This is a genomic window from Curtobacterium sp. NPDC086286 (assembly GCF_044746255.1).
In the GTDB taxonomy this organism is placed as follows: domain Bacteria; phylum Actinomycetota; class Actinomycetes; order Actinomycetales; family Microbacteriaceae; genus Curtobacterium.
In genome coordinates this window covers 236,085-248,635 of sequence record NZ_JBIVBW010000006.1, presented here as the reverse complement: position 1 = coordinate 248,635, position 12,551 = coordinate 236,085, and the positions used below count along the sequence as shown (strand labels likewise).

Here is a 12,551-nt window from a genome sequence, read left to right as displayed (position 1 = left end):
CGGGCTTGCCCCGCCGGGCCGGAGCGGCTTGACTCGACCCGATGACCAGCACGGCCGGCTCGACCGCGACCCCCAGGACCTGGACCGTGACCGCACGGGAGGACACCGGGCCCATCGCGCTCGTCGGGCTCCGCGCCTCGTGGGCGCCCCTGGCGAAGCAGTCCGTCGTCGCCGCCCTCGTGGTGGCCGCCGCGGTGACCAGCACACTCACGCCCTGGCTCCCGGTCACCGACGCGCCGCGGATGTGGACCGGCGTGGCACTCGCCCTCGGCGGACTGCTGGCGGCAGCTGTCATGGCGCGCTGGCCGGGCGCCGCCCGCGCCGAGCTGGTCGTCCCGGCGATCGACTTCATCGCGATCGGGCTGCTCCGGTACGGCACGGGCGACACCCGTTCGGTGTTCCTCGCCGTCGTCGTTCTGCCGGTGATCTGGATGGCGGCGAGCCCGGGTCGGCGCCACGTGCTGTACCCGCTGCTCGGGACCTGCGCCACGCTGCTGTTGCCGTACGTGCTGGAACCCACCGAACCGCGTCCGAGCGAACTCGTCCGGCTCGCCTTCGCGGTCGTCGTGTACGGCGCGACGGCGGCCGTGACCAACGAGCTCGCCCGGCAGGCGGACGTCCGGCTCAGCACCGCACAGCGTCGTCGTCGCGTGGCCGAGGGTGAGATCGACCGGGCCGCCCTCGTCCAGCAGTCCCTGCTGCCCGCGTCCACGGAGGGACTCCCACCGGAACTCCACGCACTCGGGGTGTGCATCCCGGCACGGACCGTCGGCGGCGACTTCTACGACTGGTTCCCGACACCGGACGGCGCGGCCTTCACGCTCGGCGACGTGATGGGCAAGGGCGTCGGCGCCGGCATGATCGCCGCCGCGGTCCGGTCCCTCGTGCGCAGCACCGTCGACGAACCGGACGCGGCCACGGCGGTCCGTCGAGCGGCCGCCGGCCTGGCGACCGGGACATCCGACGTCGAGAGCGCACAGTTCACGACGTGCTTCCACGTGCGGATCGACCGCGACGGCCACGCCCGCTGGGTCGACGCCGGCCACGGGTTGAGCCTGCTCCGGCGTGCCGACGGCACGGTCCGGTCGCTGCGGTCCGGGCACCTGCCGATCGGCGTCGGGACCTCGTGGTCGAGCGAGACGACCGACCTCGAGCCCGGCGACGTCGTCGTGAGCGTCAGCGACGGGGTGCTCGACCTCTTCGGCGGGGACCTCGACGCGCTCGACCGCTTCGAGGCCTGGGTCGCCGAACGCTCGCACCCCCAGCAGCTCGTCGACGGGATCACCGAGCTCGCCCACCGCGGCGAGCACCCCGACGACGTCACGGTGCTCTGCATCGCCTACCGACCCTGACCACCCACGCGCACACCCGAGGAGGACGACGTGGACGACCGCATCGACCGTCGCCGGTTCATGACCGCCGGCATCGCCGGGACCACCGCCGCGATCGTCGGTACGAGCATCGCGAGCCGCTCCACGCCGGCCGTGGCGGCAGCGGGCACCCTGCTCGCCGCGGACGAGTTCGACGGGCCAGCAGGCAGTGCACCGAACAGCGCGGTCTGGCGGTACGACCTCGGCGCGGGCGGGTGGGGCAACGGGGAACTGCAGACCTACACGGACTCCCGGCGGAACGCGGCGCTCGACGGTGCCGGCAACCTCGTGATCACCGCCCGGCGTGAGGCCGACGGTTCGTTCACCTCGGCTCGACTGAAGACCGAGGGCACGTCGACGGCGCAGTACGGCCGGATCGAGGCGCGCATCCGGATCCCGCGGGGGCAGGGGATCTGGCCCGCGTTCTGGATGCTCGGCGCGGACATCGGGTCGGTCGGGTGGCCGGCCTGCGGCGAGATCGACGTGATGGAGAACGTCGGGTACGAACCGACCGCGGTCCACGGCACGGTGCACGGTCCGGGGTACTCCGGCGCGCAGGGCATCTCGGCGGCGTCCACGAACCCCACGGGGGCTCCGTTCGCCGACGACTTCCACGTGTTCGGCGTCGACTGGCGTCCGGACTCGATCACGTGGTCGGTCGACGGCACGGCGTACCGGACGCTGACCCGTGCCGACGTCGGGGCGAATCCGTGGGTGTTCGACAAGCCGTTCTTCGTCGTCCTCAACGTGGCCGTCGGCGGCTCGTGGCCCGGGTCGCCCGACGCGTCGACGCGTTTCCCGCAGCAGATGACGGTGGACTGGGTGCGCGTCTTCGCGAACGCCTGAGGCTCAGGGGCGGCCGCGGTCGTTCCGCGCGACGAGCCACAGGTACGTGCTGTGCCCGATGAGGGCGAGGCCGAAGAACACCGCGGCCACGGCGTACACGCGGTCGAGCTTGCCCTGTCCGATCACGAGCATCACGACGCAGAACACGACGGCCACGGCGAGCACGCCCACCTGCACCGTCGACCAGATCCGTCGGAAGCGCGGCATGCCCGTCTCGTTCACGACTCCATGGTGCCAGATGCCGTCAGTGCTCCCGGAGCGCCTCGACGAGCTCGGCCTTCCGCTTCGACGAGTACCCGGTGATGCCGAGCTCCTTCGCGCGTCGCTTGAGGTCCGCCACGGTCCAGTCGTCGTACGACCCGGACTCGCCGCCCTTCTTCGCCACGGCGTGCTCGCCCCGCGCCGCCGCGGCGTTGCTGATGCGGGCGGCCTTCTCCTTCGAGTTGCCCTCCTTGCGGAGCTCCTCGTACATGTCCGGCTTCTTGAGTTGGTTCGGCATGGCGCACACCGTACGCCCGGGTCCTCGACGTGGGAGACTCCGGCATGACCGAACCCTGGACCTCCGACCAGGGTGGTCCGGGCACCCCGATCGTGCTGCTCCACCCCGGTGGCACCGATTCCCGGTCGATGTCGGCGCTGGCCGCGGCGTTCGGTGGCGCCCGTGTCGTGCTCGTCGACCGAGCCGGGCACGGTCGCACTCCCGACGTCGACGGCCCGTGGCACTTCGCGGACATGGCCGAGGAACTCGCCGGCACCGTGCGGTCCCTCGGCGCCGGTCCCGTGCACCTCGTCGGGTGCCGCCCCGGTTCATGGCGGACGCCTACGCCGAGGTGTCCCCCGACCCTCCGGAGCACTGGGAGGTCGTCACCGCCAAGTCGCGGGTGCTGCACACGGCGGAACCCGCGGTGACGGTGGCGCAGCTGGGCGGCCTCGACGTCCCGGTCCTGATCCTGTGCGGGGACGACGACGAGGTGCGGCTCGACCACCTCGCCCAGATGCTCGAGGCACTGCCGGACGGCGAACTCGCAGTGGTCCCGAGGGCGACGCACGGCCTCGTCGTCGAGCAGCCGGACCTCGTCGCGCAGCTCGTCGAGGCGTTCCACGCGACCGACAAGAGCGACGGTGTCGCACCCCGCCGTCGCGCGCGGCACTGACCGGACACCGCACTCCTGGGCGGCGGTCCAGATGCCGTCCGGTTCTGTGGGAGGGAACCGATGAGAGGACCCGCACCATGCCCCGCGACCAGTACGAGCCAGCCGACCCGCGCACCCGCTACCCCGACGTCCAGCCGGAGCCGCAGACGCAAGCCGAGCCGGGCCTCCAGAGCCGCATGCGGCCGGTACCGGACCTCGGTGAGGAGACCTACCGGGGAACCGGCCGGCTCGCCGGTCGGAAGGCGCTGATCACCGGCGCGGACTCCGGTATCGGTGGCGCCGTCGCCATCGCGTTCGCACGCGAGGGTGCGGACGTCGCGCTCGCGTACCTCCCGGAGGAGCAGTCCGACGCGGACCACGTCATCGAGCAGATCCGCGCCGCGGGCCGGACGGCCGTCGCGGTACCCGGTGACCTGCGCGACCGGTCGTACGCGACCACGCTGGTGGAGCAGGCCGTCGCGGGACTCGGCGGCCTCGACGCGCTCGTGAGCGTGGCCGGCAAGCAGCGCTGGCAGCCCGAGGTCGAGGACCTCACCGACGAGCAGTTCGAGGCGACGTTCGACGTCAACGTGTTCGGGTTGTTCCGCCTGGTCCGCGCTGCGCTCCCCCACCTGCAGCCGGGGTCGACGATCACCACGACGGCGTCGATGGAGGCGTACAAGCCCGCTCCGGACCGGCTCGACTACGCGGCGTCGAAGGGCGCGATCAACAACCTCTCGAAGGGGCTGTCGCAGGCACTCGTCGAGCGTGGGATCCGGGTGAACATCGTGGCTCCCGGACCCACCTGGACCGTCCTGCAGCCGAGCGGCGGCGTCGACCCGGAGTCGCTGCCCGAGTTCGGGTCGAGCGAGTCGCCGATGGGCCGCGCCGCGCAGCCGGCCGAACTCGCGCCCGCCTACGTGTTCCTCGCCTCGCACGAGTCGAGCTACGTCGCCGGGGAGACCCTCAACGTGAACGGCGGCATGGTGACGCCCTGACCCGGCGCGGCCCACGGGCTGCACGCACCCGGGAATGGAACGGGCGTCCCGGGTGTCTCATCCACCACCGAACGCGAAGGAGCACACCATGAGCCACGACCTCCACGAGAGCACGGCCGTCGACGTCCAGCGGAGCTGCACGCCGGCGACGACGGTCTCCGTCCTGCACGACGAGCGCAAGCCGTCGTTCGGGCGCTGGCTGGGCCAGATCAACCGGCAGGACTGACCGCCGTCGCGGCAGCGGCCGGGACCGCGGGCGGTCCGGCAGCGGCCGGGACCGCGGGCGTCGCCGTCGCGGCGCCCGCAGGCGCGGGGGCGGCGCCCGGGACGCCGAGTTCACGGATCCGCCGCGCCGGCACCCCGGCGTAGACCCCGTGGGACGTGAGCCGCCCCCGGACGACCGCCCCGGCCGCCACCACCACGTCGTCCTCGATGACCGTCCCGGGCAGCACGACGGCACGCCCACCGATCCAGACCCGCTCGCCGATGTCGACCGATCGGCCCGAGGCGGTCTCGCTCCACGCCCCGTCGTCGCCGATCTCGTGGTGGCTCGTCATCACGAGCACCTGCATCCCGATCGCGGTGTGGTCGCCGATCCGGACCGGCGCGACGGCCTCGACCGTGACGTTCCGGTTGAAGTACACGCCCCGGCCGACCACGAGGTTCTTCGGATCCCCCGTCAGTGAGAACAGCGGACCGGGGCTCGACGCGAGGTCGGCGCCCGCGGCGGACGCGATCAACCGGCGCACCGCACGTGGCAGGAACGGCGAACCGAGCAGCAGCGTGAACAGCGTGTACTCGCGGGCGTGGACGACGTCGTCGCGCAGCCGTGAGCCGAACGTGGACGGAGATGCGGTGCGTGCGGACATGCCGCCTCCAGGTCTCGCAGGGGGACGTGTGCGTCCTCGCACACAGCCGGAACGGTAGGTCGGCTCGAGCACGGTCGACAACGCGGGGACCGGGGCGTTGCGCGATTCTTGCGGTGTCCGCTGCCGGGATCCCGCACTGCTACCGTGCTCGCATGTCCTGGGGCCGACGGTACTTCGCGGTCCAGTCGGTCGCGGGGGCCCTCTGGTGGATCGCGGTGTGCACCCTCCCCGGGGTCCGGTCGGCGACCCTCGGCTCGCTCGACCCCGTCGTCGTCGCGGTGTTCGACGTCCCGCTCTTCGTCGTGGCATCGGCGCTCGCGGCGGCCGGCAGTCGCGCCGCCGCGGTGGTCACGACCGGGTGGACCGCGCTGGTCATGGCCGCCCTGGCCGTCTGGGCCACCGCGACGACCGAGGCCGGTGCCGGTGTGCTCGTGATGATCGGCGCGACCGTCGGGTCAGCCCTCGCCCTGGCGCTCGTCGTGCTCGGCCGGGTCCCGACCGAGTGGCTGACGACCGGCCCGCTGCGGTTCCGGACCGCCGCCCCCGACGCGGGTCGCCGCCGCCACGTCCTCGGCACCGTCCTGCAGATCACCGTCTTCTGGGGGCTCTTCCTCGGGGTGCTGCCGCTCGTCATCGCCGCCGCCGAGCACCGCTGGCGGCTCCACCCGACGCTGCCCGACGGCGTCGTGACCACCGCTGTCGTCACCGGAGCCGTCGCACTCGTCGCCGCGAGTGCGCTCGGCATCGCGTCCGCCGCGGCGATGTCGACGCAGGGCGCCGGGACCCCGCTGCCGTCCGCGATGCCGAACCGGCTCGTGATCGCCGGTCCGTACCGCTCGGTGCGCAACCCGATGGCGCTCGCCGGCATCGCCCAGGGCGTCGCCGTCGGGCTCCTGCTCACCTCGTGGATGGTCGTCGTGTACGCGCTCGCCGGGTCGATCGTCTGGAACTGCGTCGTCCGCCCGCTCGAGGAGGCCGACCTCGACCACCGGTTCGGCGACGACTTCCGGCGCTACGCCGCACGCGTCCGGTGCTGGGTCCCCCGGTGGCCGATCCCGGCGAGCGCCCCGGCGGACGCGATCAGCCCGCCGCGCCGCTGATGTTGACGAGCCAGGTCACGCCGAAGCGGTCGGTGACCATGCCGAACGTGTCGCCCCACGGGGCCTTCGTGAGGGGTTCGATGATCGTCTTCGCCCCGTCGGCGAGCCCGTTCCAGTAGCGCGTGAGGGCTGCTTCGTCGTCACCGCTCAGGGACACCGAGATGTTGCTGACGTCGGGGCCCTCCATGCCGGTCGGTGCGTCGGAGGCCATGAGCAGCAGGCCGTTCTCGCCCTCGAGCTGGCCGTGCATGACCTTGTCGGCGTCGGCGGGGTCCTGTGCCATCCCGGCCTCGCCGAAGGTGTTGACGGTGAGTTCGCCGCCGAAGACGCCGTGGTAGAAGTCGAGCGCGTCACGGGCCTGGTCGCGGAGGCCGATGTACGGGTTGAGTCGGACGGTCATGGTGGACTCCTCGCGGATGGTGCACGGGCGCCGTCGTCCGTGTCGCGTCGATCGTCCCAGACCGTCGGCGCGTGCGGAAGCCCGTGGGCGGGTCGTGCAGGATGGGGCGGTGGACAGCGACGACGCGTACGACGAGCACCTCAGCGCCGAGATGCCGTGGACCGAGGTGGTCCGGACACTCGAGGGCCTCGGGTGGACGCCGTGCGGCACCGGGGACTGGGCGTGCGCGTTCCGTTCCCCTTCCGGTCGGCTCGCGGCGCGGGTCAGCCCGTTCGACCCCGCCGGGCCGTACTCGGCGATGCTCTACCGTGTGGCGGCGCACACCCGTCAGGTCCCCGTGCTGGTCGACCACCGCGTGCTCGAGGGCGGGTCCGACCTCACGGTGATGGAGTACCTCGCGCCGGTGTCCGCGGCCGAGGGGGCGGCCTTCCACCGGTCGATCCGTGCACGGGAGCCGGACGTGGCGGCGCTCGCCGAGCACATCGACGCCGTGCACGCGCGTGGTGCCCGGGAGCAGCCGTGGTGGGGTCCGCTCGACGACAACCCGGCGAACGTGATGCGCGGCTCGGACGGCCGGCTGGTCGTCGCCGACCTGTTCTACGCGGACGGCCCCGCGCTGTACGCCACGGTGCGGGACGACCCCGACCGGGTCGTGCGGGACTACCCGGAGCACCTGCGTCGGCACATGACGGAGTTGCCGCTGGCGAGTTCCGGCGGGTGGGCGGCCGGCGACGCGGAGCGGATGCGCCGGGCACTGGCGGCGGCGGACCGACGCCGGTCGGGATGACGTCCGGCGGTGCCCGCCCACCACCAGCACCGGACGCTCGCCGCGCACCACCAGCACCGGACGCTCCCCGCGCACCACCAGCGCCCGAGCACCCGAGCACCCAGCCGCCTCGGCCTAGCATCGTGAGGATGCCCGACCCCCGCCCCGACGAGTTCATCCGCGTCCGCGGCGCCCGCGAGCACAACCTGCAGGACGTGGACGTCGACATCCCCCGCGACCGCATCGTCGCCTTCACCGGCGTCTCCGGCTCCGGCAAGTCGAGCCTCGCGTTCGGCACCGTGTTCGCCGAGGCGCAGCGCCGGTTCCTCGAGTCCGTCGCCCCGTACGCTCGGCGGCTCATCGCGCAGGGGTCCACCCCGCACGTGGAGTCGATCACGGGACTCCCCCCGGCCGTCGCCCTGCAGCAGCGCCGCGGTGCCCCGAGTGCCCGCTCCACCGTGGGCACGCTGACGACCCTGTCGAACTCGATGCGCATGCTGTTCTCCCGCGCCGGCACCTACCCGCCGGGAGCCGACCGGCTCGAGTCCGACTCGTTCTCGCCGAACACCGCCGCCGGGGCCTGCCCCCGCTGCCACGGACTCGGCACCGCGCACGAGGTCACCGAGGCGTCCGCGGTCCACGACGACTCGCTCAGCATCCGCGACGGCGCGATCACCGCGTGGCCCGGCGCCTGGCAGGGCAAGAACCTCCGCGACGTGACGGCGGTGCTCGGCTACGACATCGACCGGCCGTGGCGGGATCTCCCCCGCGCCGACCGCGACTGGCTGCTCTTCACCGAGGAGCAGCCGGTGGTCGAGGTGCACCCGAAGCGCGACCGGGTCGCCAAGCCCTACCGCGGTCGGTTCTGGAGCGCCCGGCAGTTCGTGCTGCACACCCTCGCGGACTCCCAGAGCGAGACCCAGCGCACCAAGGCCCTGCAGTACGTCGAGTCCGGACCGTGCGGCCTGTGCGGCGGCACCGGGCTCACCCGGGCGGCCCTCGCCGTCACGGTCGGCGGGCACAGCATCGCCGACCTCAACGCGCTGCCGATCACGGCGCTCGCCGACGTGCTCCGGCCGATCGCCGCGATCACGGACGCCTCGGCGGCGACGTCCCGTGCGTCCTCGGGCGAGCACACCGAGGTGGCCGTCGCGATCGCGGGTGACCTCGTCACGCGCCTCGACGTCCTCCTCGGCCTCGGGCTCGGGTACCTCGCGCTCGACCGGTCGACGCCGACGCTCTCCCCCGGTGAGACGCAGCGGCTCCGGATCGCGACGCAGCTCCGCTCCGGGTTGTTCGGTGTCGTGTACGTCCTCGACGAGCCGAGCGCCGGTCTGCACCCCGCCGATGCCGAGTCCCTCGTGCAGGTGCTCGACGACCTTCGCGCCGGCGGCAACAGCGTCTTCGTGGTCGAGCACGACATGAGCATCGTCCGCCGCGCCGACTGGATCGTCGACGTCGGGCCGGGCGCAGGCTCCGGTGGCGGCACCGTCCTGTACAGCGGTCCCGTCGACGGCCTCCAGCACGTCGAGGGGTCGGTGACGCGGCGGTTCCTCCACCCGGCCGGCCCACCTGCCGTCCGCACACCGCGGGAGCCGGTCGCCACCCTGGCGCTCCGCGACGTGACGCTGCACAACCTGCACGGTCTCGACGTCGACGTCCCGCTCGGGGTCCTCACCGCGGTCACGGGGGTGAGCGGCTCGGGGAAGTCCTCGCTCGTCGGTGGCGTCCTGGCCACCGAGGGCGCCTCGCACCCGCTCGTGACCCGGGTCGTCCAGGTCGACCAGAAGCCGATCGGCCGCACGCCCCGGTCGAACCTCGCCACCTACACGGGCCTGTTCGACGCCGTCCGCCAGGCCTTCGCCGCCACCGATGCCGCACGGGAGCGCGGCTGGGGCGCCGGACGGTTCTCGTTCAACGTCGCGGGCGGCCGGTGCGAGGTGTGCCAGGGCGAGGGGTCCGTCTCCGTCGAGCTGCTCTTCCTGCCCGGCAGCTGGGCGCCGTGCCCGGAGTGCCACGGTGCCCGGTACAACGCCGAGACGCTCGAGGTCCGGTGGGACGGCGCGAGCATCGCCGACGTGCTCGGCATGACCGTCGACGAGGCGGCGCCGTTCCTCGCCGGCCTCCCGGCCGCGGCGCGCGGGCTCGAGACGCTGCGCCAGGTCGGTCTCGGCTACCTCCGACTCGGCCAGCCCGCCCCGGAGCTCTCGGGCGGCGAAGCGCAGCGCATCAAGCTCGCCACCGAACTGCAGCGCGCCCGGTCCGGCCACACGCTCTACCTGCTCGACGAGCCGACCACCGGCCTCCACCCGGCCGACGTCGAGCTGCTGTCCGAGCAGCTGTCGCGGCTCACGGACGCCGGCAACACCGTCGTGGTCGTCGAGCACAGCATGGACGTCGTCGCGGCGGCCGACCACGTCATCGACATGGGTCCCGCCGGCGGGGACGCGGGCGGGCAGGTGGTCGCCGCCGGTACGCCGGCCGCGGTCGCGGCGTCCGCCACGAGTCGGACCGCGCCCTACCTGCGCGCGCAACTGGGGCGGTGAACGCGAGCGGGTGACGGCCTGGAGGCACGGTGCGGGCCCGAACCGTGCCTCCAGTCCGACCCGGTGCGGGTCGAGGGCCGCAGCGCTCGCTGAGTGGCCATCAGCTTTTCATCCCTCCGGAGGATGCACCCGCGGGGCGACCGGAGCATGCTGAGCGGTGTGTGGGGAGTCCGGTCGTCCGCGACCGCGGTCGTGGGGGCCGCGGTCGCGACGCGCCGGACCGTCTGATCCGCGGCTCGCGATGGCCGGCCGGACTGGCCGACCGCTCTCCGTCGCGGGGACGGTCACGACCCCGACAGCCCCACCGCGGCGCGCACGGCACGCAACCCCTCGGGCGTACCCGGCCAGTGCCGGTCCACCGCCGCCGCGCCCGCCCGCCGCGTGACGAACCGGAGCACGAGCGCGACGACGACCGCGTCGTCGAGGTACCCGATCACCGGCACGAAGTCCGGCACGAGGTCGATCGGCAGCAGCAGGTACCCGAGGAGTGCGACGAGGGCGATGCGCACACCCCGCGGCACCGTCGGGTCGGCGACGAGCCGCCGGACCAGCCGCACGACGTCGGGGACGAGCCGGAGCGCCTCGACCAGCCGGAGGCCGTCACCAGATCGACCTGCGGCGACCACCAGGGCGATCACCACGACGCCCCACACGATGACGAACCCGCCCACGATCGCGATGACGACCGACCACCACTCCATGCCCCGAGCATGGCGGACACGGTGTCGCGGGAGCTGAGCGAACGGACAGGTCGCGCTGCGAAGGCGGTGTCGAGCCAGAACGGCGCCGCCCGCCCCGGTACTGTTCCCGTTCGTGAGTGTTCGTCGTCGTGCGTCCCGTGTCGTCTCGATCGGGGTCGTCGCAGCCCTCGCCGCGTCGTTGACCGGCTGCGGGGAGGGGTCCGGGGTCGACAGCGACTACGCGAAGATCTGCCGCGACAACTCGACGCAGAAGCGCCTGCCGGACGACGACTGCAACAACCACGGCGGGCACGCCGGCTGGTACTACCTCCCGCTCAGCGGCAGCCGCGCGACGAAGGTCCCCGCCGTCGGCGACGCCGTGTCGGGCGGCACCGCCAGCCTCCCGTCGGGCAAGACCGCGGAGTCGGGCATCTCGTCCCGCGGCAGCTCGGTGACGAAGGGCGGCTTCGGCGGGTCCGGCGAGCACGGCGGGTTCGGCGGCTGATGGAGCGCGTCGAGTTCACCGAGCGCCCGGACTGGCAGCGACGGATCCAGCAGACCGGCCTCATCTACTCACGGTCGGTGCGCGAGGACGGCACCGCGGTCGAGTACTGGAACGACGGCGCGGCGTACGTGTTCACGCTGCCCGAGGTCGAGGCGCTCGAACGGCAGACCGAGGAGCTGCACCGCATGTGCCTCGAGGCAGCCCGGTACCTCGCGTCCGGCGAACTCGGCACCCTCGGGCTCACCCGCGAGGGCTTCGACCTCGCCGCGTGGTCGCTCGAGCAGGGCGAACCGGACGTGTACGCCCGCTTCGACCTGGCGTACGCGGGCGACGACTCCCCCGCGAAGATGCTCGAGTACAACGGCGACACCCCCACCGGTCTCATCGAGGCCTCGGTCACGCAGTGGCACTGGCTGCAGGACCGCATCGCCGACGGGACGCTGCCCGCCGACACCGACCAGTGGAACGGCATCCACGAGGCGATGGTCGCCCGCTGGCGCACCCTGCTCCACGCATCGCTCCGCGCCGAGGAGGGCGGCCGGCTCTTCGTCGCCCACTCCGACCTCGACACCGCCGGCGAGGACTGGAACACCGTCGCGTACATGCGGGACCTCGCCGGCGAGGCCGGGTGGGAGCACACCGGCATCGAGATGAAGGACATCGGGTGGCACGCGGTCGCCCGGCAGTTCGTGGGCAGCGCCGAGCCCGTCGGCTCGTCGCGGAGCGTCTTCACGCTGCCCGGCGACGAGGACGGCACGCAGTACCCGGTCATCCGGAACCTGTTCAAGCTCTACCCGTGGGAGGACCTCGTCTCCGGGGACGACCGCGCCGAGGGCGACCAGGAGTTCGGCGCGTTCCTCGTCAGCGACCGCGGCCGCCTCGGCCGGTGGTACGAGCCCGCGTGGAAGATGTTCCTGTCGAACAAGCTGCTGCTGGTCGCGCTCTGGCGGCTGTTCCCGGGCCACGAGAACCTGCTGCCGGCGTTCGCCGACGGCCCGAACGGCATGACGGACTTCGTCGTGAAGCCGGTGTTCGGGCGTGAGGGCGACGGCATCGCCGTGCACCGCGCGGACGGCTCGGTGACGACGAACGGCTCGGAGTACCGCCGCGCCGGCACCGGCGGCGAACGGGTCTGGCAGCAGTACCACGAGCTGCCGGACTTCCCCGGGTCACGCGGCCACAACCACCCGGTCCTCGGCTCCTGGGTGGTGGACGGCGAGTCGTTCGGCGTCGGCATCCGCGAGTCCGACGGCCCCATCACCGACTACTGGTGCCGCTTCGCGCCGAACGTGATCACCGCGTCCTGAACGACGGGGCCGCGCGTCCTGCCACGATGGA

Annotated in this window: 16 protein-coding genes; 11 read left to right on the top strand and 5 right to left on the bottom strand. The window is 73.1% G+C overall.

Annotated elements, in window-relative coordinates; all coding sequences use genetic code 11:
* Window positions 1-41: 41 nt before the first annotated feature.
* Window positions 42-1,352 carry a PP2C family protein-serine/threonine phosphatase gene (locus ACIPKM_RS12950; protein WP_070418747.1) on the top strand — a complete coding sequence of 437 codons (1,311 nt, stop codon included), beginning with the start codon at window positions 42-44 and terminating at the stop codon, window positions 1,350-1,352.
* A gap of 30 nt (window positions 1,353-1,382) precedes the next feature.
* Window positions 1,383-2,216, top strand: coding sequence for a family 16 glycosylhydrolase (locus tag ACIPKM_RS12945; RefSeq protein WP_402736859.1), 834 nt, complete (start codon window positions 1,383-1,385; stop codon window positions 2,214-2,216).
* Between the two features lie 3 nt (window positions 2,217-2,219).
* Here ACIPKM_RS12945 and ACIPKM_RS12940 read toward each other — a convergent pair whose 3' ends face one another.
* A complete protein-coding gene (locus ACIPKM_RS12940) occupies window positions 2,220-2,438 on the bottom strand; it encodes a hypothetical protein (protein WP_402736858.1) in 219 nt (72 codons plus the stop codon).
* 22 nt (window positions 2,439-2,460) lie between these two features.
* A complete protein-coding gene (locus ACIPKM_RS12935; protein WP_071294860.1) occupies window positions 2,461-2,715 on the bottom strand; it encodes a Rho termination factor N-terminal domain-containing protein in 255 nt (84 codons plus the stop codon).
* A 44-nt stretch (window positions 2,716-2,759) separates the two neighbouring features.
* Between ACIPKM_RS12935 and ACIPKM_RS12930 the strand changes: the two genes are divergently transcribed.
* From ACIPKM_RS12930 to ACIPKM_RS12915, 4 genes are all read left to right on the top strand, one after another.
* The gene (locus ACIPKM_RS12930; RefSeq protein ID WP_402736857.1) at window positions 2,760-3,125 is read left to right on the top strand and encodes an alpha/beta fold hydrolase; all 366 of its coding nucleotides are present in this window, start codon (window positions 2,760-2,762) and stop codon (window positions 3,123-3,125) included.
* Window positions 3,011-3,370, top strand: a complete 360-nt coding sequence (locus tag ACIPKM_RS12925) for an alpha/beta fold hydrolase (protein ID WP_402736898.1) — start codon at window positions 3,011-3,013, stop codon at window positions 3,368-3,370. The genes ACIPKM_RS12930 and ACIPKM_RS12925 overlap by 115 nt, the downstream gene beginning before the upstream one ends.
* Window positions 3,371-3,447: 77 nt before the next feature.
* On the top strand, window positions 3,448-4,347 hold the full coding sequence (locus ACIPKM_RS12920) for an SDR family oxidoreductase (RefSeq protein ID WP_092387513.1): 900 nt from the start codon (window positions 3,448-3,450) through the stop codon (window positions 4,345-4,347).
* A gap of 88 nt (window positions 4,348-4,435) precedes the next feature.
* On the top strand, window positions 4,436-4,573 hold the full coding sequence (locus ACIPKM_RS12915) for a hypothetical protein (protein ID WP_156794898.1): 138 nt from the start codon (window positions 4,436-4,438) through the stop codon (window positions 4,571-4,573).
* Here ACIPKM_RS12915 and ACIPKM_RS12910 read toward each other — a convergent pair.
* Window positions 4,557-5,216 (bottom strand): DapH/DapD/GlmU-related protein, encoded by a 660-nt coding sequence (locus tag ACIPKM_RS12910; protein WP_336697014.1) that lies wholly within the window; start codon window positions 5,214-5,216, stop codon window positions 4,557-4,559. The genes ACIPKM_RS12915 and ACIPKM_RS12910 overlap by 17 nt on opposite strands.
* 152 nt (window positions 5,217-5,368) lie before the next feature.
* Between ACIPKM_RS12910 and ACIPKM_RS12905 the strand changes: the two genes are divergently transcribed.
* Window positions 5,369-6,316, top strand: coding sequence for a methyltransferase family protein (locus ACIPKM_RS12905; protein ID WP_402736856.1), 948 nt, complete (start codon window positions 5,369-5,371; stop codon window positions 6,314-6,316).
* On the opposite strand, the gene ACIPKM_RS12900 is transcribed toward ACIPKM_RS12905, so the two are convergent.
* Window positions 6,297-6,716, bottom strand: coding sequence for a VOC family protein (locus ACIPKM_RS12900; protein WP_070418740.1), 420 nt, complete (start codon window positions 6,714-6,716; stop codon window positions 6,297-6,299). The genes ACIPKM_RS12905 and ACIPKM_RS12900 overlap by 20 nt on opposite strands.
* Window positions 6,717-6,825: 109 nt before the next feature.
* On the opposite strand from ACIPKM_RS12900, the gene ACIPKM_RS12895 reads away from it, so the two are divergent.
* Window positions 6,826-7,503 carry a hypothetical protein gene (locus ACIPKM_RS12895; RefSeq protein ID WP_402736855.1) on the top strand — a complete coding sequence of 226 codons (678 nt, stop codon included), beginning with the start codon at window positions 6,826-6,828 and terminating at the stop codon, window positions 7,501-7,503.
* Between the two features lie 128 nt (window positions 7,504-7,631).
* Window positions 7,632-10,028, top strand: a complete 2,397-nt coding sequence (locus tag ACIPKM_RS12890; protein ID WP_402736854.1) for an ATP-binding cassette domain-containing protein — start codon at window positions 7,632-7,634, stop codon at window positions 10,026-10,028.
* Window positions 10,029-10,312: 284 nt separating this feature from the next.
* On the opposite strand, the gene ACIPKM_RS12885 is transcribed toward ACIPKM_RS12890, so the two are convergent.
* On the bottom strand, window positions 10,313-10,729 hold the full coding sequence (locus ACIPKM_RS12885) for a YkvA family protein (RefSeq protein WP_402736853.1): 417 nt from the start codon (window positions 10,727-10,729) through the stop codon (window positions 10,313-10,315).
* Between the two features lie 112 nt (window positions 10,730-10,841).
* Here ACIPKM_RS12885 and ACIPKM_RS12880 point away from each other — a divergent pair, with 112 nt between their 5' ends.
* Together ACIPKM_RS12880 and ACIPKM_RS12875 are read left to right on the top strand one after the other, a co-directional pair.
* Window positions 10,842-11,213 (top strand): tRNA-dihydrouridine synthase, encoded by a 372-nt coding sequence (locus ACIPKM_RS12880; protein WP_254789616.1) that lies wholly within the window; start codon window positions 10,842-10,844, stop codon window positions 11,211-11,213.
* Entirely contained in the window at window positions 11,213-12,520 is a 1,308-nt protein-coding gene (locus tag ACIPKM_RS12875; RefSeq protein WP_402736852.1) for a glutathionylspermidine synthase family protein, read from the top strand. The genes ACIPKM_RS12880 and ACIPKM_RS12875 overlap by 1 nt, the downstream gene beginning before the upstream one ends.
* Window positions 12,521-12,551: the final 31 nt, after the last annotated feature.